The following is a 21,832-nucleotide window of genomic DNA, read 5'->3' as shown; positions in this document are numbered from 1 at the left end:
GTGTGGTCTCCATCCCAGGGGCACTGACGACGGGCTCTGACGGCCCTTACCGTTGACATCCTCAACCAACAGCCCCCATTCCTGCAAGCACGGAACGGGGGATGGATCGGATGGCAGGCGATGGCGTCATGAGGCCGCTCGAAGGGCTGCGCATCCTGGACCTTTCGCGCGTGCTGGCCTGCCCCTTCGCCACGATGCTGCTGTCGGAACTCGGCGCCACCGTCATTAAGGTGGAGCAGCCCGGGACGGGGGATGAAACCCGGGGCTTCGAGCCGTTCTTCGATTTCGGCGTCAGCGGCTATTTCCTCGCCTGCAACCGCGGCAAGCGCAGCATCACCGTGGACATGCGCAAGCCCGGCGGGCGGCAGCTGATCCGCGACCTGGTGGCGGGCGCGGATGCGCTGGTGGAGAATTTTCCAACGGGCACGCTCGCGCGCCGCAAGCTGGACTTTTCCGAGTTGCAGAAGGTGAATCCACGGCTGGTGTACCTGTCCTGCACTGGCTTCGGCCAAACCGGTCCCTACGCGACCCGGAAAGGCTACGACACGGTGTTTCAGGCGATGGGCGGGCTGATGGGCCTGACCGGGGAGAAGGGCGGCGGGCCGGTGAAGCCAGGGCTGCCCGTGGCGGACCTGACCAGCGGGCTGTGGGTGGCGATCGCGCTGCTCGCCGCGCTGCGCGGGCGGGACGCCACGGGGCATGGCGCGCATGTGGATTTCAGCATGCTGGACGGGCAGGTGGCCTTGCTGACGATTGCCGCGGCACGTCTGTTCGCGCTGGGGGAGGTGCCGCCACGGCTCGGAACGGAACATCCCGGCCGGGTGCCCACCGCCAGCTTCCGCTGCAAGGACGACCGCTTCCTGCACATCACCGCCAGCGACCAGCACTGGGCACCGCTCTGCGCCGCGCTGGGGCTTGGTGACCTGGCCGGGCTGGCAACCAATGCCGAGCGGCTGGAGCAGCGGGAGCGCATCATGGCGGCGATGTCCGCCGCCCTCGGCGCGATGTCCCGCGCGGAGGCGGTGGCGGTGCTGGATGCGGCGAATGTGCCGAACGGCCCGGTGCTGGCGCTGGATGAGGTGGTGGCGGACCCGCATGTGCAGGCGCGCGGCAGCGTGGCGCAGGTGGCGCATGGCGCGGCGACGCATCCCGCGCTGCGCCTGCCATTCCGGTTCGACGGCCTGGCGGATCCTTCGCCGCTGCCCGCCCCGGCACTGGGCGCGGATACGGACGATGTGCTGGCCGAGCTCGGCTACGACGCGGACAGGATCGCCGCATTGCGGGAGGAAGGTGCGATATGACGGAGCCGCTGCTCTACGCCGAGGCCGAGGGCCTGGTCACGCTGACGCTGGATCGGCCGCAGGCGCGCAACGCGCTCAACCTGGCACTCGCCGAGGCGCTGGCCGCCGCCTGCCGCCGCGCCACGGAGGCCCAGGCGAAATGCGTGGTAATCCGCGCCAATGGCCCGGTCTTCTGTGCAGGCGCGGACCTGAAGGAACGCCAGGGCATGGACGACAACGCGGTGCGTGCACGCCGCGTGAAGGGATTTTGGGCGTATGAATCCATTGAGCGGCTGCCGATGCCGAGCATCGCCGTGGTCGAGGGCCCGGCCGTTGGGTCGGGCGTGGAGATTGCCGCAGCCTGTGACCTGATCCTCGCCACCCCGGCTGCCAGCTTCAAGACGCCGGAGGCGCTGTGGGGCACGGTGGGCGCGACGCAGCGCCTGCCGCGCATCCTCGGCAAGCGGCTGGCGAAGGACATGATGTTTACCGGCCGCGTGCTGTCGGCGGAGGAGGCTGTGGCGGCCGGGCTGGTGGCGCGGCTGGTTGCGCCCGATGCTGTGGAGGCCACGCTGGCGGCGATCACCGCCACCATCCTGAAGGCGCCCGCCTCTGCATTGGCACTCGCGAAGCGCTGCATCGACGAGGGGCTGGAACGGGACCCGCGCGGCGCGCTGGCGACGGAACTGCTGGCGATCGAGGACAGCCTGGCCGCCGCCGAATGGCGCAAGGCGATGTCCGGGTTCGGCCGATGAGCTGGACCACCCGTGTCGCCGACCTCCTGGACGCCAATGCGGCGACGCGCGGCGCGGCGGAGGCGCTGGTGGCCGATGGCCTGCGGCTGACCCATGCGGAACTGCGTGCGGAAGCCCGCGGCGTGGCGCGCAGCCTGCTGGCGCTCGGCGTGCGGCGCGGCGATTTCGTCGGGCTGCTGATGGGCAATGATGCGAACTGGGTTGCGGGCTTCTACGGCGCGGCGCTGATCGGCGCGGTGACGGTGCCGGTCAACACCCGCTTCAAGCCGCCCGAGATCGCCTTCGCCCTGGGCCGCGCACGCTGCAAGGTGGCGCTGCTGGCCGGGCGCTTCCTCAACATCGACTTTGCATCGGCCGTCGCCGAGGTGCGGGCGGAGCTGCCGGAGCTGCGCCATGTGATCGTGGCGGGCACGCCGGGCTGGGACAGCTTTCGTGCGCAGGCGGTGGAAGACGCCGCGCTGGACGCCGCCATGGCCGAGGTGACGGCGGAGGACATCCTGCTGGTGCAATACACCTCCGGCACCACAGCCCACCCCAAGGGCGTGCTGCTGACGCACCACAACATGCTGCGCAACGCGACAGCCTGCGCCGCGAAGCTGGGCGTGCGGCCGGATGACCGCTACCTGAACTGCCGGCCCTTTTTCCATGTCGCCGGATCGACGCTGTCGCTGCTGGTCTGCCTGGCGACCGGTGCCGCGATGGTCACGCCGCCGACCTTCGAGGCCGGTGCCGCGCTCGATCTGCTGGAGCGTGAGCGCTGCACGCTGACCTCCGGCAATGACGCGATCTTCCAGTTGATCATGTCGCATCCGCGCTTCGATCGCGCGCGGCTGCATCTGCGCGGCGGCTGGGCCGCGGCGGGGCCGGAGACGATGCGCCGGATCGTCGAGGAGATGGGCGTAACCGACCTCTGCTGGGCCTATGGGCTGAGCGAGGCGTCGCCCAATGTCGCCCTGTCCGACCATCGCGAGCCGGTCGAGGCGCGTATCGCCGGCGGTGCGGTGCCGCATGCGGGGCTCGAGGTCCGCATCGCCGACCCCGCCAGCAACGCGCCGCTTCCCGCGGGGCAGGCCGGCGAGATCCAGGTGAAGGGCTGGTCGATCATGCGCGGCTACCTGAACGATGCCGAAAACACCCGGAGGACCTTCACGCCGGACGGCTTCCTGCGCACCGGCGACCTCGGCACGCAGGATGCGGATGGGCGGCTGCGCATGGTCGGCCGTATCAAGGACGTGATCCGCGTCGGCGGCGAGAATGTCGCGCCGGCCGAGGTGGAGGAGGTATTGTCGGCGCACCCGGCCGTGGCGCTCGCCCAGGTGGTCGGCGTGCCGGATGCGCGGTTGACGGAAGTGGTGGCCGCCTTCGTGCAACTGCGAGAGGGTGCTGCGGTGACGGAGGCGGAACTGCTCGCCTGGCTGAAGCCGCGCTTGGCGAATTTCCGCATGCCACGGCACCTGCGAATCGTCGGTGGCTTCGAGGCGATCGGCATGACCGCCAGTGGAAAGGTGCAGAAGGTGAAGCTTCGGGCGCATGCGCTGGCGCTGCTGGAGCTGTGAAACATCCATGACAAGTCCAGTCATCCGTATGAAATGACCAGGCGCATTCATAAGCTCTTCACATCCTGCCGCGGATTGTCCATCTGGATCATATGCAATTTCGTAGGCGGATTGGCCGCCTCACTGCGATCCGGGGGGTCAGGGAAAAGATGCCGGGCGGCGATGTGGTGGCTGACCTCCGCCGGCAATGTGCGGCTCTGCCACTGACCGGCATGGGCACCGCCCTGCGCGTGGTACTGGTGACCAGCCGCGAGACGCGGCGCTGGGTGATTCCCAAGGGCTGGATCGAGCCGGGCGAACAGCCGCATCGCAGCGCCGTGCGCGAAGCCTTCGAGGAAGCCGGCATCGTCGGGGATGCCGATCCGGAACCGATCGGCAGCTTCGGCTACAACAAGCGCAAGCCAGGCGGCGTGCTGCTGCCCTGCGAGGTGATGGTCTATCGCCTCCGCGTCGCCCGCCTGCTGCATGACTGGCCGGAGCGGCGGCAGCGGGAGCGCCGGCTGGTCACGCCCGCCACCGCCGCGGGGCTGGTGGCGGAGCCGGAACTGGCGGCGCTGCTGCGCACCATCGCCGCCGGCTGAGCTTCAGCGCCGGTCCGCCGCGGTGGTGACGTAGGCGCGGCCGTAGCGCTTCTCCAGCTGGCGCTGCACCAGGTCCCACACCGTGGTCATCACCAGGTACCAGAACGCCGCGGCGAGGAATAATTCCAGCACCAGGAACTTCTCCTGGATCAGGATCTGCGTGCGCCGCAGCAATTCCTCCATGGAGATCACGCTGGCCACCGAGGTGGTCTTCAGCAAGCCGTTCACCGAATTGCCCAGCGGCGGAATGATGATGCGGAACGCCTGCGGCCAGGTGATGGTGCGGAAGACCTGGATCTTCTTCAGCCCCAGCGCCAGCCCCGCCTCCCGCTGCCCCGGGCCGACGGCGGAGATGCCGGAGCGCACGATCTCGCTGAGATAGGCGGCCTCGTTCAGCGCCAGGCCGAGGAGGGCAGCCTGCGTCACGCTGAAGCGCACGCCGAACAGCGGCAGGCCGGTATAGATGATGAGCAACTGCACCAGCAGCGGCGTGCCGCGGAAGATCCAGCAATAGAAGCTGGCCAGCGCCGCCAGCCACTTGTTGCCGGACAGCCGCAGCAGCGCCACGACGATGCCGAGCGCGAGCCCGCAGACGAGGGAGGCCGCGGTCAGCCACAGCGTGGTGAGCGCGCCTTCCAGCAGGAAGGGATTGAACAGGTAGTCGAAGAAGCCCTGCCAGGACCAGATATGCATTCTTGTTCAGGCCCTCAAACGCCGGGTGCGGCCTGCGGCCGCCTGGCTTCGCGCCGTGCACGATCGTGCCTGGCAAGCGTGGTGGTCTGGGCGCGGGCCAGGTTCGTGGCCTCGGCCCGCGCGAGGTGCGCGGGCCGCCAGATCCTTCCTGCGATTATTGCGGGCCGACGACCTCGAAGCCCGCCTCGTACTTCGACACGCCGTAGCGGTCGAACAGGCGGTCGTAGCTGCCATCCGCCTTCATCTCGGTCAGCACCTTGGCGATTTCCTGCGCCAGCGGACGCGACCGCATGGCAAGGCTCGCGGGGGTAGGGAACAGGCCATGCAGAACACGCGGAAAATCGCCGCGCTGGTCGTATTCGGCGGCCACTGCATCCACGCTCGTCACCGCCTGCACCTGGCCGGCGCGCAGCGCCTGGAAGGCGATGGCGAAGTTGTCGAAGGTGCGGATGGTGATGGCAGCCTTGCCGCGTGCGACCAGATCCGCGCTCAGCGCGCGGGTGCGGGATTCCTCGAAGCCGCCGAGCTCGACACCCACGGTCTTGCCGGCCAGGTCATCGACACTGGAGATGTTCAGCGGGTTGCCGCGCGCGGCGGAGAAGGCGACGGCCGCATTCTCGTAGCGCAGCATCTGCATGATCTCGGCGCGCGCCGGGGTGAAGAAGGTGCCGCTGTTGATCACGTCCCAGCGCCGCGCCGCGAGGCCCGGAATCATCGCGCTGAACTCGATCCGAACCCATTCCGGCGTCAGGCAAAGCCGCCGCGCGATCTCCACGCCGAGATCGACGCGCAGCCCCTGCAGCTGGCCCTGCGCATTGACGAATTGCAGCGGCGGCAGGGTCGGGTTGATCGACATGATCAGCGTGCCGGGCTTCACCAGCTCGGAATTGGCGACGCGCGGCGTGCAGCCGGCGGGCGCCTGGGCCGAAGCGACGGGGGCAAAGGCAGGCGAGGCGAAGGCCGCGAGCGCGGCGGCGAGCAGAAGACGACGCATGGTTTGAAACTCCCTGTTTGGTTCGAAGAAGAAGTCAGGCGGCCTGCCGCGCACCCTCGGACAGCAGGCCCATGCCTTGCAGCACGGCGCTGAGCTGCGCCGTGTCGGCGCCGGGCAGCGGCAGCCGCGGCGGACGCGGATCGCCCATCGGCATGCCCATCAGCCGGAAGCCCGCCTTGGTGCCGGAGACGTAGCGCGGCCCGCCGACGAAGGGCAGCAGCGGCATCAGCTTGCGATACAACGGCAAGGCCTTGTCCATGTCCTTGTCGAAGGCCGCCGCGTGGAACATCTCGGTGGACAGCTTCGGCGCCAGGTTGGAACACACCGCGACCCAGCCGATCGCCCCCAGCCAGGCGCTCTCATAGCCGAGCACGCCGGCGAAGACTTCCATGCGGTCGCCGCAGAGATCGACGATGTCGCGCACGCGCGTCACCTCCAGCGTGCTCTCCTTCACGTAGAGGCAGCTCTCGATGGTGGCGAGACGCGCGAGGATCTTCGGCGTCAGATCCACATTCGCCGTCGCAGGGTTGTTGTAGACCATGATCGGGATGCCGATGGCGTCCGCGACCTTCTTGTAGTGGACGTACAGCTCGTCCTCGGTCGGCACCGAATAAAAGGGCGGGATGATCATCACGCCATCGGCGCCCAGCGCTTCCGCCTCCTTCGACGTGCGCACCACCTCCCGCGTATCCTCGGCTCCGGTGCCGATCAGCACGGGCACGCGGCCGGCGGCGGTCTTCACCACCGTCTCGACGATCGCCGTGCGTTCCTCCGGCGAGACCGACAGGAACTCGCCGGTGGAGCCGAGCGGAATCAGGCCGCGTATACCTTCGCGGATCTGAAATTCCACCAGGCGCTCCAGCGCCTTCAGATCCACTGCCTCACCGCCCTCGGTGAAGGGCGTGATCAGTACTGTGTAGCAGCCGCGAAATTTCTTGCCCCGCTCTTTTTGGTGACCCATTGGCTTGCTCCGACTGCACGAAAGGCCATCATCCATGCGCCTTTCCGCGAAAGCATCAAGCCCATCCCATGCGCCTGACCCACGCCGCGATCCGCCCTTCTGCCGAAGCGGTGGGCATCACCTTCGACGGGCGCCCGATTCCCGCGCTGTACGGGGAAACACTGGCCGCGGCGCTGTCGGCCGCGGGGGAATTGACGCTGCGGTATACGCAATCCGGCGCGCCGCGCGGACTGCATTGCGGCATGGGCGCCTGCTTCGATTGCCTCGTCACCATCGATGGCCGCGCGAATCAGCGCGCCTGCCTGGCGAAGGTCACGCCCGGCATGGTGGTGGAACGCGCCGCGCCGGCACAGCCCGCGCCCCTCGCGCCGCCGCCGCACGCCCAGGCGGAGGAAGTGGCTTGCGACCTGCTCGTGGTGGGCGCTGGCCCGGCCGGGCTCTCGGCCGCGATCGCCGCGGCGGAGGCCGGTTGCCACGTGGTCGCGCTGGATGAACGCGATGCGCCGGGCGGCCAGTACCTGAAGCCGCTCGCCGCCAGCCACGAACATGCGGCGCCGGACCGGCAGTTCCGCCAGGGCGCCGAGCTGCGCGCCCGCGCCATCGCCGCCGGCGTGCAGTTCCGCTTCGGCGCCACGGTGTGGGGCGGCTTCGCGGCGGATGAGATCGCGGCGCTGGTCGAGGGCCGCAACTTGGTGTTCCGCCCGCAGCGACTGGTGATCGCGGCCGGATCGCATGAACGCCCGGTGCCGATTCCCGGATGGACCCTGCCGGGGGTGATGACCACCGGCTGCCTGCAGACGCTCGCCCGCGCCAACCGCGTCTCGCCCGGGGATCGCGTGGTGATCGCCGGCAATGGCCCGCTGAACCTGCAGCTCGCCTGCGAATTGGTGGAGGGCGGCGTGCAGGTCGCCGCGGTGCTGGAGGCTGCGCCCTTTCCGGGTTTCCGCGGCATGCGCCAGGCGCTGCGGCTGGCGGCCGGTGCGCCGGACCTCGCCTGGGACGGCGCGCGCTACCTGGCCGTGCTGAAGCGCGCCGGCGTGCCGGTGATTTGGGGCGCACGGCCTGTGGCGGCGGAGGGCGAGACCCGCTTCGTCGCGCTGCACGCATCCACGCCACGGGGCGAGACGCGCATCGCCGCCGATGCGCTGGCGCTGAACCTCGGCTTCCAGCCGGAAACCGGGCTGGCCCGCGCGCTGGGCTGCGCGCATCGCTTCATCGATAGCGGCCTCGGCCGGTTGGAGACGGTGACGGATTCCAACGGCCGCACCAGCCTGCCGACCGTCTTTGCCGTGGGCGATGGCGCGCAGGTGGGCGGCGCGCGCATCGCCTTCGCACGCGGCCGCCTGGCTGGCCTGGCGGCGGCGCGGGATCTGCGGCCGGGCCTGGAGGACGATGCCGTCAGCCGCCGCGCTTTGGCGCGCGCCATCGGCTTCCAGGACGCGCTGTGGCGCTTCTTCGCCGTGCCGGAATTCGATGCGCGCAGCCTGGCCGACAGCACGCTGGTCTGCCGCTGCGAGGAAGTCTCCGCCGGCACCCTGCGCGCCGCCATGGCCGATGGCGCGGCCTCGCTCGGCGCGGTGAAGAAGGCGACGCGCGCCGGCATGGGGCGCTGCCAGGGCCGCATGTGCGGCGCCACCGTGGCGCGCATCGCCGGCGCCGCGGAGGAAGCTGGCTGGGCCGCGCCGCGCGCGCCGCTGAAGCCGGTGCCGGCCATCGCGCTGGCCATGGAGAAGCCGGAATGGCTCGAAGGCCCTGCCGTGCAGCCCGCCCCCATCCTGCCGGCGCATCGCGCACCGGCCACCGGCCCGGCCGAGGCCTGCGACGTGTTGGTGGTCGGCGGCGGCGCGCTCGGCCTGTCCACCGCGCTGTACTGCGCGCGGGAGGGGCTTTCGGTGATCCTGGCGGAACGCGGCGAGCCGGGGCAGGGCGCCACCACGGGCAATGCCGGCAGCCTGCACATCCAGCTCCATGCCTATGACAGCGCGGGGGCGGAGGAGGGGCCCGAAAGTGCGGCGGCGCAGGTGCTGGCCATCGGCCCGGCCTCCGTCGCGCTGTGGCGGGAGATTGCGGCGGAGGCGGGCGAGGGCCTCGGCATCCGCACTGAGGGCGGCATCATGCTGGTGGAGACGCCCGAACAGCTGGAACGCCTGGTCGCCAAGGTGGCGATGGAACGCAGCTTCGGCGTGGACAGCCGGGTGCTCGGCGCGAATGAGCTGATGTCGGTGGCGCCCTACCTCGCCCCCGGCTTCGCGGGGGCCGCCTTTTGCGCGCCGGAAGGCCAGATGGACCCGCTGCGCGGCCTTTCGGCGCTGTATGCGCTGGTGCGGCGGGCGGGCGTTTCGGTGCGCGGCGGCACCACCATCGCGGCGGTGGTGCGGGAGGGGGCGGGCTTCCGGGCGGAGACGGCGGCGGGCGGCGTGATCCGCGCCGGGCAGCTGGTGAATGCCTGCGGGCCCTGGGCGGGGGAACTCGGGAAAATGCTGGGCGCGCCGATTCCGGTGCAGGCGGCGGTGCAGCAGGTGATGGTGACGGAGGCGGCGAGCGGCGAGATCATGCGCCACCTGGTGCTGCATGGCAGCCGCCACCTGTCGGCCAAGCAGGGCGATGCCGGACACCTGGTGCTCGGCGGCGCCTGGCCCGGCGTGCTGGATGCGGCGGGGCGGCCGCGCAATTTGCGGGAATCGATCGAGGGCAATCTGTTCGTCGCCGGCACCGTGCTGCCGGCGCTGGCCGGGCTGCAGTTGATCCGTGCCTGGACCGGGCTGAACGTGCAGGTGCCGGGGCCGATCCTGGGCGCCGATGCGCGGGTGCCAGGGCTGCACCACGCGGTGACCTTCAATGGCTGGACGCTGGGGCCGGTGGCCGGGCGGCTGGTGGCGGAGGGGATTCGCGGCGGCGCGGGGGCGGGGCGGGCCTTCTCGCCGGGGCGGTTCTGAGGATCAGACCGGCGCGACCTCGGCGAAATACTGCCCGACCTCGTTGGGTGTGACTGGCAGCACGCCGCTTCGCAGGACCTTGTGCGACGTCGCCGGATGATCCGTTGCGAACTGCGCCAACGCGCTTGCCACCGCCTGCGCCGCTGAGGCCGCGGAGAAGCCGAGTGTGGTGCCGGTACAGGAACCGGGGCGGCCATCGGCCGCGGGATCGACGGGCAGGAACGGCAGGTTCTCGGGCATCGGGCGATCTCGCGAAATCGTCACACCCAATCTATAGGCGATTTAGGATATCGCAAGAACTACCTGGGCGCGTGTCGACTCAGCCGTGACCCCCACACCATTGACGGCGGCACTTGACGCGCATCGCGGACGCAATGTGCTGGATATTGCGGGACGGCAGCGCAACCTGCTGGAGGGGAGGCGAGGGCAACCTGAGGCGCGGCGTGCTGCCGGCGCTGCAGGTGACACGAGGCTCGACGGCGCTGAATGAGCAGGTTGCCGGGCCCCATCCTTGGGCGGACCCTCGGGTGAAGGGGTTGCACCATGCGGTGACGTTCAACGGGTGGACGCTGGGGCCGGTGTGCGGGAGACTGGTCGGAAGGGAGCGCAGGGCGCGCGGGCGCGGGGCGGGCGTTTTGGCCGAACCGGTTTTGACAGCCTGTTGAGCCGACCCCTCCTTAGCGAACTATTGGCCGACCTCGAAGCATCAGAGAGCACAGGACATGGTGTGGCGCATCTTCGTGGGGTCGATTTTGCCCACACTCAGCGGGCCCCTGGTTTCCATCGTTGCTGGTGCGTTTACTGCTATCCAGTCATTCTCATCCGAACCTGCAACAAATAAGTCAATACATCCAGGCGTTGTTCTGCGCGTATCTAGGCGCTTCTATTGGCACTACGGGCTATATGTGGGAGCCGGCCAGATTGTCCACTACACTAATGATGATGTTGAAATGTCGGGGAAGAATATTATTTAGAAAACAAGCCTCGATAAATTTCTGCTGGGAGCGCCTTGCTTCGACGTAATTGGCGTGCCGGAAACTGTTGAGGGCCGGCCCATACCTAGTTTGAAGGAATCGGTCCGTCGAGCCGAATCTAATATCGGTCGATCTAGTTACGACCTTCTGCAAGACAATTGCCAACATTTTGCAATTTGGTGCCGGACAGGCATAGCGGACTCTGGCCAGAGTCACCTTTGCGGCCCCTCAAACTATAAGATACCAGCTGCGAGGGGCGTATCAAAAGATTTCTCGAAAGTAGAGGTTTCGGAATATTTCGTCAAAGCCCTCTTGACGCTCTACAACTCGGACAAGGATGCGCTTATGCCGGACTGGCTTGGGCATGGCTTTTCTATATCGCGCTTGAAAACTAACGACTACAAAGCCTACTAGCTTGCATCTTTCGATTTTAGAGATTCTCGCCACTGTGCCCGCTGGCTTCAGCGACAGCCATATTTTCACTGAAATTGAATGAGCCTGCATTGGCCTCGAATGGCAAGGCGTCTTGGTGGATGAGCCCAGTTTTTCCAGCTAAGCGATCTATCCCTTCTTGAATTTGCTCGTCGAACCAAAAATTCGAGGGCGTCACCCCCGCCGCTACTGACCTCAATGCAACCGCGGCGCCTTCAAAAACTTGTTCCGGTCCGCGCTCACCACCGGCAGCATCAGCCGCCGGCCGTCGCGTTCCGCCGCCACGTTCACCGCGACCCCCGCAGCCCCGCGCGACCACAGGCTGCGCCACAGCCCCGCCAGATCCGGCGCCTCGCTGTCATCCAGCCCCAGGATCCGGTCGCCCGGCCGGATGCCCGCCTTGTCCGCCGGCCCCTTGGCCGCGACGGAGGCCACGACCACCCCTTCCTCCTGATCCGCGCAATAAAGCCCGAGCCAGGGCCGCGGCGGCTTGTTCACGCGGCCATAGGCCAAAAGGTCGTCCAGGATGGGGTGCAGCAGCCCGATCGGCACCACCAGGTTCAGATCCAGCTTGCGCCCCTTGGAATCGCGGTGCTGCAGCACGAGCGAGCCGATGCCGAGCAGCGACCCATCCGGCCCGATCAGCCCAGCCCCACCCCAGGACGGATGCGCCGGGGCGGTGAACAGCGCCTCCTCCAGCAGGTATTCCCAGTAGCCGGCAAACGGCTCCTTCGCGACGACGGAGCAGGCCATCGCCCCGCCACCCCCGGCCGCGCGGCCGGATTGCGGCGCCGCGGCCAGGATGGTCTGCACCCCGGCATCCGGCAGCGTGGCGGAGCCGAGCTTCATGGCCGGTGCCTCCAGCCGTCCCAGTGCCTGCACCAGGCCGAAGCCGGTCTCGAAATCATAGGCCAGCGCATGGCCCGGCACGACGCGCCCGGCGGCGGTCTTGATCCAGATGCTGTCGGCTTCCCCGATCAGGTAGCCGATGGTCAGCACCAGCCCGTCCTCGCGGATCACCACGCCGCTGCCTTCCCGCTCCGTCCCCAATGTGCGGGCGGAAAAGGCGTCGGAGGGCACGCGGGTCTTCAGGCTGACCACCGAAGCCAGGGCTTGCTGCAGGTCGAAGCTGTAGTCGGCCGGGTCGGGCCGCATGTCCTCGGGGATGTTCCAGTCCTCGTCCGCCATCAATCCAACCATGTCAGAAGGGACATTCTACCGCATTTGACGGCCCCGCCAAATTGCGGACGGTTTCAGTAGAGCGCAGGCGCCGGGCCGCTTCCGCCGGGAGATCGCGGCACCGGTGCATCCGGTTCCCAGCCGCGCGCCGCACCGGCGAGCAGGGGTGGGGCCGCCTGGTTCTGCGCCGCGGCATCCGGGCGCGGGCAGCGGAAGGCGATGGTGTAGTCCAGCCCGCCGATATGGCTGCGCGTCACCGCGAAATCCCGCTCCATCGCCGCGCAATGCGCCCGCGCCCGTTCCACCCCGACGCGCGCGGCCTGGGCGGAGGTATTGCCATGCGCGGTCAGCCCATAGACCTCGGGCGCCAGCTCCGCGACCTCGCTGGAGGAGGAACAGGCCAGCAGCGCCAGCACGGGCAGCAAAGCGAGGAAGCGGGTCAGGGCGCGGGCTCCACGATCGTTGCGAAAGCCTATAGCAGGTTCGGCGCGGAGGGAATCACCCGCGCCGCACCCCGTCCCGACCGGTTCAGCCCGCCGCCTTCGCCTCCCGCCGCCGGCGGTGCAGCACGAATTCAGTGTAGCCATTTGGCTGCGCCGCACCCTCGAACACCAGGTCGCAGGCGGCCTTGAAGGCGGCGCCGTCGAAGCCCGGCGCCATTGGGGTATAGGCCGCGTCGCCGGCATTCTGGCGGTCCACGACGGCCGCCATGCGCTTCATCGTCTCCTCCACCTGGTCGCGGCTGACGATGCCGTGGCGCAGCCAGTTGGCGATGTGCTGGGCGGAAATCCGCAGCGTCGCGCGATCCTCCATCAGCCCGACATTGTTGATGTCCGGCACCTTGGAGCAGCCGACCCCCTGGTCCACCCAGCGCACCACATAGCCCAGGATGCCTTGCGCGTTGTTGTCCAGCTCCGCCTGCACGTCGGACGGCGCCCAGTTGGTGTCCACGGCCAGCGGGATGGTCAGGATGTCGTCCAGCTTGCCGCGGCGGCCGCCGGCGGCGAGCTCCACCTGGCGCGCCGCCACGTCCACCTGGTGGTAGTGCAGCGCATGCAGCGTGGCCGCGGTGGGGGAGGGGACCCAGGCGGTATTGGCGCCGGCCTTGGGGTGGCCGACCTTCTGCTCCAGCATCGCCGCCATCAGGTCCGGCATGGCCCACATGCCCTTGCCGATCTGCGCCCGCCCGCGCAGCCCGCACAGCAGGCCGACATCGACGTTCCAGGCCTCATAGGCCGAGATCCAGGGCAGTGCCTTCATCTCGTTCTTGCGGACCACGGCGCCGGCTTCCATGGCGGTGTGGATCTCGTCGCCCGTGCGGTCCAGGAAGCCGGTGTTGATGAACACCACGCGGTCCCGCGCCGCCTTGATGCAGGCCTTGAGGTTCACCGTGGTGCGGCGTTCCTCATCCATGATGCCCATCTTCAGCGTGGCGCGCTTCAGGCCGAGGGCGTCCTCGATGCGGGCGAACAGGCTGTCGGCCAGCGCCACCTCCTCCGGCCCATGCATCTTGGGCTTGACGATGTAGACGCTGCCGGTGCGGGAATTCATCCGCTTGCCGCGGATGTCGTGCAGCGCGATCGCCACCGTCACCATGGCGTCCAGCGCGGTTTCCGGGATCTCGGCCCCGTCCAGGGTCACCACATCGGTCATCATGTGGTGGCCGACATTGCGCACCAGCATGACGGAGCGGCCATGCAGGGTCACGGCGGACCCGGCCGGGGTCTTCCAGGTGCGGTCCGGGTTCAGCCGGCGGGTGATGGTCTTGCCGCCCTTCTCCAGATCGGCCGTCAGGTCGCCCTTCATCAGGCCGAGCCAGCAGCGATAGACCTCCGTCTTGTCGGCCGCATCCACCGCCGCGACGCTGTCCTCGCAATCCATGATGGTGGTCAGCGCGGCTTCCATCACCAGGTCGGAGATGCCGGCCGGGTCGGTCTGGCCGATGGCGCTGGTGCGGTCGATATGCAGTTCCAGGTGCAGGCCGTTGTTCACCAGCAGGATGGCGGTCGGCGCCCAGGGCTCGCCCTGGAAGCCGACGCATTGCCCGGGCCGTGCCAGCCCCACCTTGCGGTCATTCTCCAGCGTCACCACCAGGGCGCCGCCCTCGATGGCGTAGCCTCGGCTGCCGGCATGGCTGGCGCCGCCGGCCAGCGGGGCGGCCTGGTCGAGCACGTTGCGGGCGAAAGCGATGACCTTGGCGCCACGCTTCGGGTTGTAGCCGCGGCCGCGCTCGGCGCCGTCGGCATCCGGGATCGCATCCGTGCCGTACAGCGCATCATACAGGCTGCCCCAGCGCGCATTCGCCGCATTCAGCGCGTAGCGGGCGTTGGAGACGGGCACGACGAGCTGCGGGCCGGCCATCTGGCCGATCTCGGCATCCACATCGGTGGTGCCGACGCTGAAATCCTCCGGCTCCGGCAGCAGGTAGCCGATCTCGGCCAGATGCGCCTTGTAGGCCGCCAGATCCACCGGGCGGGCCGGGTTTGCGCGGTGCCAGGCATCGATCTGCGCCTGCAGCGAATCCCGCTTCGCCAGCAGGGCGGCGTTGCGCGGCGCGAAATCGCGCAGCAGCGCCTCGAAGCCGGACCAGAAGCGCGCCGGCTCGACGCCGGTGCCCGGCAGGGCCTCGGCCTCGATGAATTGCCGGAAGGTCGGGTCCACGCCTAGTCCGCCGATCCGCTCCGATGCTGCCACGATCCGTCTCCCAATCCTGTGCGGCGCCCTCGCCAGGCCGGCGGGTGCCACGCCTCTCAAGGCCTTTGGGGCGGGTGCTTAGGCGCAAAAGCCCGCTCATCCAAGGGGGCAGCACGCCGGAAGGGCGCGCCCGGCGGCACCGGGGGCGGCCTGAAGGACCGGCGGACCGGCCCCTGGAATGGGCAGCGCCGGCCTTCGCCCGGAAAGAAGCGTCTCACGCTGCCATCGGCGCGAGACAAGCGCCCGCGCCTGTGGTGGAATGACCTGACAATTCGAAGCGACCCAAAGGCAGCCGCCCGTGAATGCCATGTCCGCCGAGGCTTCCGAGCCGTCCGCACCCGAGGACACCGTCGGCGAGGCGCGACGCCTGGCCCCGGTGCATCCGCGCACCATGGTCGAACAGGCCGCGGAGGCGGTGGTGGCCGCCGCCGCGCGCGGCGTGTTCCTGCCCGGCGACCGGCTGGTGGAGGCCGAGATCGCGCGCGAACTCGGCATCAGCCGCGTCCCGGTGAGGGAGGCGCTGCGCCTGCTGGAAAGCCAGGGCATCGTTGTCTCCACGCCCTACAAGGGCATGCGGCTGATGCAGGTGACCAACCGCGCGGTGGCGGAACTGATGCGGGTGCGGACGGCGCTGGAGGCGCTGGCGCTGCGGGAGATCCTGGCCTCGGGCCTCGCGACGGCGGAGCGCCTGGCCCCGGCACGGCGCGCCGCGGATCGCTACAACACCGTGGCGGAGGGGCCGGATACCGCGGCCATCGTCTCGGCCGACGAGGCATTCCATGGCGAGCTCTGCCGGCTTTCCGGCAATGGCGTGCTGCATGGCATCTGGCTGAGCGTGGCGCGGCAGCTCTCGGTGGTCTGGGGGTTGGGCCACGATGTGCGGCCGAAGCCGCGCATTTCCGCCGAACACACCGAGATCCTGGACCTGCTGGAACGCGGCGACCTGGAGGGCGCGCAGGCAGCGCTGGACCGCCATCTGAGCTGGCATGAGGACCTGGATTTCGAGCAGGCGGTGGAACGCCGGCGGCAGGCCAAGCAGCGCCCGTAGAGGCTCGCTCCGCCAGCCGCCCTGTCTGGACGGGCCTTCTCGGCGGCCTGCCTGGAGCAGGATGCACCGACATGATCCGGCCGAACGGATCGCCCTGGCCGGGGCCGGGGTTGCCCAACGCCCTGGGCGGGTCGATCCTCCGCGCATCGGAGGATCCCGCATGATGTACCAGCCGCCCGCCCATACCACCCAGCATTGGCAGGTCACCAAGCCCGCCGCCCGCGGCCGCCGCGGCATGGTGGCCAGCCAGTCCCGCGCCGCCGCGGAAGCCGGCATCGCCATCCTGGAAGCCGGCGGCAATGCGGCGGATGCGGCGGTCGGCATGGCCTTCGCGCTCGCCGCGATGGAGCCCTGGAACAGCGGCCTCGGCGGCATCGGCTACGCCCAGGTGGCAGCCCCCGGAGGCCCGGCCGAGACCTTCGACTTCGGTCCCGTCTCCCCGGCCGGCCTGAACGCCCGGGATTTCCCGACCACCGGCCGGATGAAGCAGGACCTGTTCTCCTGGCCGGAGGTGGAGGGCGACCGCAACATCCATGGGCCGATGAGCTTCTGCACCCCGTCCTCCGTGGCCGGCTATGCGCTGCTGCATGAGCGCCGTGGCCGGATGCCGGCGAAGGATGTGCTGGCCCCGGCGGTGGCGCTGGCGCAGCGCGGCCTGCCGCAGGACTGGTACACCACGCTGAAGATCGCCAACGCGGCCTCCACCCTGAAGCTCTACGCCGAATCGGCGCGGATCTACCTGCCGAACGGCCTGCCGCCGGTCACCCCCTACCAGGGCAAGCCGGGCTTCTTCCGCCTCGGCCGGCTGCCGGACACGCTGGAGCGGCTGCAGCAGGCCGGCTTCCGGGACTTCTACGAGGGCGACGTGGCCGCGGCGATCGCGGCCGATGTGAAGGAGGCGGGCGGCATCCTCTCCGCCGCCGACCTCGCCGGCTGCCAGGCGCGGGTGCTGCCGGCGGTTTCCGTGCCCTGGCGCGGCCATACCCTGCACCTGTCCAACGGCCTGACCGCGGCACCGACCTTCCGCCGCGTGATGGAGTTGATGGAGGCGGCGGACTGGAATGGCAGCGCGCCGGGCACCGCCTGGCACCTGGCCTTCGCCAAGGCGATGCAGGCGGCCTATGCCGAGCGCCTGGCCGGCCTCGGCGATGCCGAGCCGAAGGGCGCGGAGACCTGCACCACCCATCTGAATGTCTGCGACGCGGATGGCATGATGGTGTCCATGACCACCACGCTGCTGTCCTCCATGGGCTCCCGCGTCGTGCTGCCGCGCTCGGGCGTGCTGATGAACAACGGCGTCATGTGGTTCGACCCGCGGCCGGGCAGCGCCAATGAGATCGGGCCGAACAAGCGGCCGCTGACCAATATGTCCCCGGTCATCGTGGCCGATGCGGCGGGCAATCCGGAAATGGCGCTCGGTGCTTCCGGCGGCCGGCGCATCCTGGCGGCGGTGTTCCAGATGCTGTCCCTGGTCAGCGGCTTCGGCATGGACCCCGACGCGGCGGCGCATTTTCCGCGCATCGATGTCAGCGGCCCCGAAGGCGCCACAGCCGATCGCGGCCTGCCGCAGGCGACGCTGGACGGCCTGGCCGCCGCCGGCCCGCTGGAGGTGGTGGAGCACGCCGTGCTGCCGGTGAATTTCGCCTGCCCGAACCTGATCCAGATCCGCGCGGGCGGCGAAAGGGTGGGGATCACCGATGTGATGTCCCCCTGGTCCGCCGCCCTCGCCCAGACATGAGCGACAGCGCGCTGACGCTGGCGGAGGAGATCGTCCTCCTCGCGCTGGATGACGAGACAGGGCGCCCGGTCGGCCGCGGCGGCATGGCACCGGACCGGGCGCTGGCCGGCGCACTGCTGATGCAACTGGCGCTGGCCGGGCGGCTGGATACGGACCGGGACCGGCTGATCCTGGTCGATCCCACGCCGCTCGGCGATGCCGCGCTGGATACGGCGCTGGCGCGGCTGGCGGCCCCCGGCGCGCCGGGCGATGCGCGCGGTGCCATTCCCCTGCTGGCGCGCGAAGCGCCGGCCGCCCGCGCGGCGATCCTGGACCGGCTGGTGGCGCGCGGCATCCTGCGGCGGGTGGAGGACCGGGTGCTGTGGATCCTGCCCGACCGCCGCCACCCCAAGGCGCCCGGCCGGCCGGAGGTGAGGGAAGCCCGCGCCCGGCTGCGCGCCCTGCTGCTGGAAGGCGAGATCCCGGCGCCGCATGACGCGCTGCTGCTCGGCCTGGCCCGCGCCGCCGGGCTGCTGCCGCTGATCTTCACCGCGGCGGAGCTGGAGGCGGTGCAGCCCTGGCTCGGCGTGGTGACGCGGATCGAGAGCCTGAACCGGTCGCTGGCGGAGGCGGTGGCGGATGTGCGGGGCGTCGGGCTCGGCACGGCACGGCGGGACTGAACGGCACGGCGCTTGCTGTTCCCCACGACTGCCGGGGGTTCCGCACCCCGGTGCCGGGCGGCTGCCCGGTGCCAGTGCGGCGGCCGCCCGGTCCTCGTGCTCGGGGCACAGAAATGTTGCAACGCCGTCATCTGCTTCTGGCTGGTGCCGCCACGGCCCTGGCCACGCCTTCGCTCGCCCAGGGCAGCGCCTGGCCGGCCCGTGGGTCCATCCGCCTGGTCGCCCAGTTCCCCCCGGGCGGGCTGGTGGACACGATCAGCCGCCTGATGGCGCCCTTCATGTCCCAGGCGCTGGGCCAGACCGTGGTGGTGGAGAACCGCGCCGGTTTCGGTGGCGTCATCGGCACCGATTTCGTCGCGAAACAGCCCGCCGATGGCTACACCTTCCTGATGAGCCATGCCTCGGTGCAGGTGTTCTCCACCGCCACCATGCCGACGCTGCCCTTCGACCCGGTGGCCGACTTCACCCATCTCGGGATGCTGGTGGAAGCGGCCAATGTATTGATGGTGCGGGCCGATTCGCCGTTCCGCACGCTGGATGACTACATCGCGGCGGCGAAGACCCGTCCGGTGCGCTACGGCTCCTCCGGCATCGGCTCCGCGCCGCATCTGCTGGGGGCGATGATGTCGAGCGAGGCGAATGTGCCGAACCTGGAACACATCCCCTATCGCGGCAGCGCGCCGGCCATGCAGGACCTGATGGCCAATACCATCGAGAGCATGTTCGACCCGATCACCACCAATGTCGGCCCGATGCGGGATGGTTCGCTGCGCTGCCTCGGCGTTTCGTCGCCGCAGCGGCTGGCGGCCTTCCCGAACGTGCCGACCTTCGCCGAGCAGGGCTTTCCGAAACTGACCAGCGCGCAATGGCTGGGCCTGTCCGCGCCGAAGAACCTGCCGGCACCGATCGCGGCGCGGATGACGGCGCTGATCCCGCCGCTGCTGCAGCGGCCCGAGCTGAAGGCCCGCTTCGAGGAACTGGTGACCCTGCCGCGCAACCCGCCGCCACTGGGCGAGGATTTCATCCGTATCATGCGGGAGGACATCGCCGCCTGGACCGCGGTGGCGCGGCAATTCAACATCGTGGTGAGCTGAACCGGCTGGCCATCCTTCGGGACGCTGTCCTGGCGCCAGGCGGCGGCCATGATGGAACCGACACGGGTGGGGGCGCGTAAGGGTGGCGTCGTAGCGCAGCCAAAGGACGCCCCCCATGCCCCCCGCCAGCAAGAAGCCCGCCGAGCAAGCCTCCAGCCTTGGAAATGGCGGCGAGTTGCACCAGACGGCCAGCGCGCCGGATGCCCGGATCACCACCAATCATGGGGTCCCGATCAGCGACAACCAGAACTCGCTGAAGGCTGGAAGGCGGGGGCCCTCGCTGCTGGAAGACTTCGTGCTGCGGGAGAAGATCCAGCACTTCGACCATGAGCGCATCCCGGAGCGCATCGTCCATGCCCGCGGTTCCGCCGCGCATGGCTTCTTCGAGCTGACGGAATCCCTCGCCGACTACACCACCGCCAAGATCCTCACCGAAGTTGGCAAGAAGACCGAGGTGTTCACCCGCTTCTCCACCGTGGCCGGCGGTGCCGGTTCCGTGGACACGCCGCGCGACGTGCGTGGCTTTGCCGTGAAGATGTACACGGTGGAAGGCAATTGGGACCTGGTCGGCAACAACATCCCGGTCTTCTTCATCCAGGACGCGATCAAGTTCCCCGACCTGATCCATGCGGCGAAGATGGAGGCGGACCGCGGCTATCCGCAGGCCGCCACCGCGCATGACACCTTCTGGGATTTCATCGGGCTGATGCCGGAATCCATGCACATGGTCATGTGGATCATGTCGGACCGCACCATCCCGCGGTCCCTGCGCATGATGGAAGGCTTCGGCGTCAACACCTTCCGCCTGGTGGATGCCGCCGGGAAGGGCACGTTGGTGAAGTTCCATTGGCGGCCAAAGCTCGGCACGCAATCCACCTGCTGGGACGAGGCGGTGAAGATCGCCGGCGCCGATCCCGACTATCACCGCCGCGACCTGCACGACGCCATCGCCTCCGGCGATCTCCCGGAATGGGAGTTCGGCGTGCAGCTCTTCACCGATGAGGAGGCGGCGGCGCTGCCCTTCGACATTCTCGACGCCACCAAGCTGGTGCCGGAGGAGGTGAAGCCGATCCGCGTGGTGGGCCGCATGGTGCTGGACCGCAACCCGGACAATTTCTTCGCCGAGACCGAGCAGGTGGCCTACCTGCCCACCAACATGCCGCCCGGCATCGACGTCTCCGAGGACCCGCTGCTGCAGGGGCGGCTGTTTTCCTACCAGGACACGCAGCTTTCGCGCCTCGGCTCCACCAATTTCCACCAGCTGCCGATCAACCGCGCCAAGGGCTGTCCGTTCCAGAACTTCCAGCGCGACGGCCACATGCAGACCCAGGTGATTCCGGGTCGCGCCAATTACGAGCCGAACAGCCTGGCCGAGGCCGGCGAGGTGGCCGGCCCGCGTGCCGACCCGCGTGGCGGCTTCCGCACCGCCTCGGTTCCGGTGGAGGAAGGCAAGGTCCGCATCCGGGCGGAAAGCTTCGCCGATCATTTCAGCCAGGCGCGGCTGTTCTACCGGTCGCAGACCGCCATCGAGCAGGCACATCTGGCCTCCGCACTCGTCTTCGAGCTGTCCAAGGTGACGCTGCAGCATGTGCGGGACCGGATGCTGTCGCTGCTGCGGAACGTGGATGAGGATCTGGCCAGCCGGGTCGCCGCCGGCATGAACCTCGATCTGCCGGCGGCGGCGAAGCCCGCGGTGGCGCCGCAGGATCTGCCGGAGTCGCCGGCGCTGCGGATCGTCGGCAAGTATCCGGAGACGCTGAAGGGCCGCGCCGTGGGCATCCTCGTCTCGGATGGCGCGGATGGCAGCCTGGTGCAGGCGGTGCGCAAGGCGGCCACCCAGGCGGGGGCGACGGTGAAGATCGTGGCGCCCAAGGTGGGCGGCGTGACGCTGAAGGACGGCAAGAAGCTGGCCGCCGATGGCCAGCTCGCCGGCACACCTTCCGTCATCTTCGACGCCGTGGCGCTGGTGCTGTCCGAGGAAGGCTGCGCGCAGTTGCTGCACGAAAGCGCGGCGATGGACTTCGCCAGCTTCGCCTTCGCCCATCTCAAGGCCATCGGCCACACGGCGGAGGCGATGAAGCTGCTGGAGAAAGCGGGGGTGAAGCCCGATGCCGGCGTCATCGACCTGGCGAAAGGCGTGGATGGTTTCACCAAGGCGGCCGCGACGCGGCAATGGGACCGGGAGCCGAAGGTCCGCATGCTGGCCTGAGGTTGGCATGGCTTGATAGCCATGCTGGCCTGACGCCGGCATGGCTTTG

General features: G+C 69.4%; 17 protein-coding genes and 1 pseudogene. 11 read left to right on the top strand and 7 right to left on the bottom strand.

Going from position 1 to position 21,832, the window contains the following annotated elements; all coding sequences use genetic code 11:
* Positions 1-128: 128 nt before the first annotated feature.
* From HB662_RS13080 to HB662_RS13065, 4 genes are all read left to right on the top strand, one after another.
* Positions 129-1,301 carry a CaiB/BaiF CoA transferase family protein gene (locus tag HB662_RS13080; protein ID WP_168050264.1) on the top strand — a complete coding sequence of 391 codons (1,173 nt, stop codon included), beginning with the start codon at positions 129-131 and terminating at the stop codon, positions 1,299-1,301.
* Positions 1,298-2,035, top strand: coding sequence for an enoyl-CoA hydratase/isomerase family protein (locus HB662_RS13075; protein ID WP_168050262.1), 738 nt, complete (start codon positions 1,298-1,300; stop codon positions 2,033-2,035). Before HB662_RS13080 ends, HB662_RS13075 begins: the two co-directional genes overlap by 4 nt.
* Positions 2,032-3,591, top strand: a complete 1,560-nt coding sequence (locus HB662_RS13070) for an AMP-binding protein (protein WP_168050260.1) — start codon at positions 2,032-2,034, stop codon at positions 3,589-3,591. The genes HB662_RS13075 and HB662_RS13070 overlap by 4 nt, the downstream gene beginning before the upstream one ends.
* Positions 3,592-3,758: 167 nt before the next feature.
* Complete coding sequence (locus tag HB662_RS13065; RefSeq protein ID WP_209443277.1) at positions 3,759-4,172, top strand: NUDIX hydrolase; 414 nt, start codon at positions 3,759-3,761, stop codon at positions 4,170-4,172.
* Between the two features lie 3 nt (positions 4,173-4,175).
* On the opposite strand, the gene HB662_RS13060 is transcribed toward HB662_RS13065, so the two are convergent.
* The 3 genes from HB662_RS13060 to HB662_RS13050 form a co-directional block, all read right to left on the bottom strand.
* Entirely contained in the window at positions 4,176-4,865 is a 690-nt protein-coding gene (locus tag HB662_RS13060; protein ID WP_168050257.1) for an amino acid ABC transporter permease, read from the bottom strand.
* A gap of 154 nt (positions 4,866-5,019) precedes the next feature.
* Positions 5,020-5,859 (bottom strand): ABC transporter substrate-binding protein, encoded by an 840-nt coding sequence (locus HB662_RS13055; RefSeq protein ID WP_168050255.1) that lies wholly within the window; start codon positions 5,857-5,859, stop codon positions 5,020-5,022.
* A 34-nt stretch (positions 5,860-5,893) separates the two neighbouring features.
* Positions 5,894-6,820 carry a dihydrodipicolinate synthase family protein gene (locus HB662_RS13050; protein ID WP_168050253.1) on the bottom strand — a complete coding sequence of 309 codons (927 nt, stop codon included), beginning with the start codon at positions 6,818-6,820 and terminating at the stop codon, positions 5,894-5,896.
* A gap of 68 nt (positions 6,821-6,888) precedes the next feature.
* Between HB662_RS13050 and HB662_RS13045 the strand changes: the two genes are divergently transcribed.
* A complete protein-coding gene (locus tag HB662_RS13045; RefSeq protein WP_168050251.1) occupies positions 6,889-9,756 on the top strand; it encodes an FAD-dependent oxidoreductase in 2,868 nt (955 codons plus the stop codon).
* A gap of 3 nt (positions 9,757-9,759) precedes the next feature.
* Here HB662_RS13045 and HB662_RS13040 read toward each other — a convergent pair whose 3' ends face one another.
* Positions 9,760-9,996: a hypothetical protein gene (locus HB662_RS13040; RefSeq protein ID WP_168050249.1), complete on the bottom strand. Its 237-nt coding sequence runs from the start codon at positions 9,994-9,996 to the stop codon at positions 9,760-9,762.
* A 482-nt stretch (positions 9,997-10,478) separates the two neighbouring features.
* Between HB662_RS13040 and HB662_RS30060 the strand changes: the two are divergent.
* Positions 10,479-11,144 (top strand): annotated as a pseudogene (locus tag HB662_RS30060) (lecithin retinol acyltransferase family protein).
* 213 nt (positions 11,145-11,357) lie between these two features.
* On the opposite strand, the gene HB662_RS13025 reads toward HB662_RS30060, so the two are convergent.
* The 3 genes from HB662_RS13025 to HB662_RS13015 all read right to left on the bottom strand — a co-directional run bounded on the left by HB662_RS13025 (position 11,358) and on the right by HB662_RS13015 (position 15,035).
* Positions 11,358-12,350, bottom strand: a complete 993-nt coding sequence (locus HB662_RS13025; RefSeq protein WP_245185636.1) for a S1C family serine protease — start codon at positions 12,348-12,350, stop codon at positions 11,358-11,360.
* Positions 12,351-12,415: 65 nt separating this feature from the next.
* On the bottom strand, positions 12,416-12,766 hold the full coding sequence (locus HB662_RS13020; protein WP_168050243.1) for a hypothetical protein: 351 nt from the start codon (positions 12,764-12,766) through the stop codon (positions 12,416-12,418).
* A gap of 103 nt (positions 12,767-12,869) precedes the next feature.
* A complete protein-coding gene (locus HB662_RS13015) occupies positions 12,870-15,035 on the bottom strand; it encodes a malate synthase G (RefSeq protein ID WP_168050241.1) in 2,166 nt (721 codons plus the stop codon).
* Between the two features lie 307 nt (positions 15,036-15,342).
* On the opposite strand from HB662_RS13015, the gene HB662_RS13010 reads away from it, so the two are divergent.
* The 5 genes from HB662_RS13010 to HB662_RS12990 all read left to right on the top strand — a co-directional run bounded on the left by HB662_RS13010 (position 15,343) and on the right by HB662_RS12990 (position 21,783).
* The gene (locus tag HB662_RS13010) at positions 15,343-16,083 is read left to right on the top strand and encodes a GntR family transcriptional regulator (protein ID WP_245185660.1); all 741 of its coding nucleotides are present in this window, start codon (positions 15,343-15,345) and stop codon (positions 16,081-16,083) included.
* Between the two features lie 160 nt (positions 16,084-16,243).
* Positions 16,244-17,821 carry a gamma-glutamyltransferase gene (locus HB662_RS13005; RefSeq protein ID WP_245185635.1) on the top strand — a complete coding sequence of 526 codons (1,578 nt, stop codon included), beginning with the start codon at positions 16,244-16,246 and terminating at the stop codon, positions 17,819-17,821.
* On the top strand, positions 17,818-18,480 hold the full coding sequence (locus HB662_RS13000; protein WP_168050238.1) for a GOLPH3/VPS74 family protein: 663 nt from the start codon (positions 17,818-17,820) through the stop codon (positions 18,478-18,480). Before HB662_RS13005 ends, HB662_RS13000 begins: the two co-directional genes overlap by 4 nt.
* A 113-nt stretch (positions 18,481-18,593) precedes the next feature.
* Positions 18,594-19,574 (top strand): Bug family tripartite tricarboxylate transporter substrate binding protein, encoded by a 981-nt coding sequence (locus tag HB662_RS12995; RefSeq protein ID WP_168050236.1) that lies wholly within the window; start codon positions 18,594-18,596, stop codon positions 19,572-19,574.
* A gap of 115 nt (positions 19,575-19,689) precedes the next feature.
* Complete coding sequence (locus tag HB662_RS12990; RefSeq protein ID WP_168050234.1) at positions 19,690-21,783, top strand: catalase; 2,094 nt, start codon at positions 19,690-19,692, stop codon at positions 21,781-21,783.
* The last annotated feature ends 49 nt before the right edge of the window (positions 21,784-21,832 follow it).

Origin of the sequence: Falsiroseomonas frigidaquae, assembly GCF_012163145.1 — a bacterium.
Lineage (GTDB): Bacteria > Pseudomonadota > Alphaproteobacteria > Acetobacterales > Acetobacteraceae > Falsiroseomonas > Falsiroseomonas frigidaquae.
The sequence above is the reverse complement of the archived record's forward strand: the minus strand, read 5'-3'. Positions and strand labels throughout refer to the sequence as shown.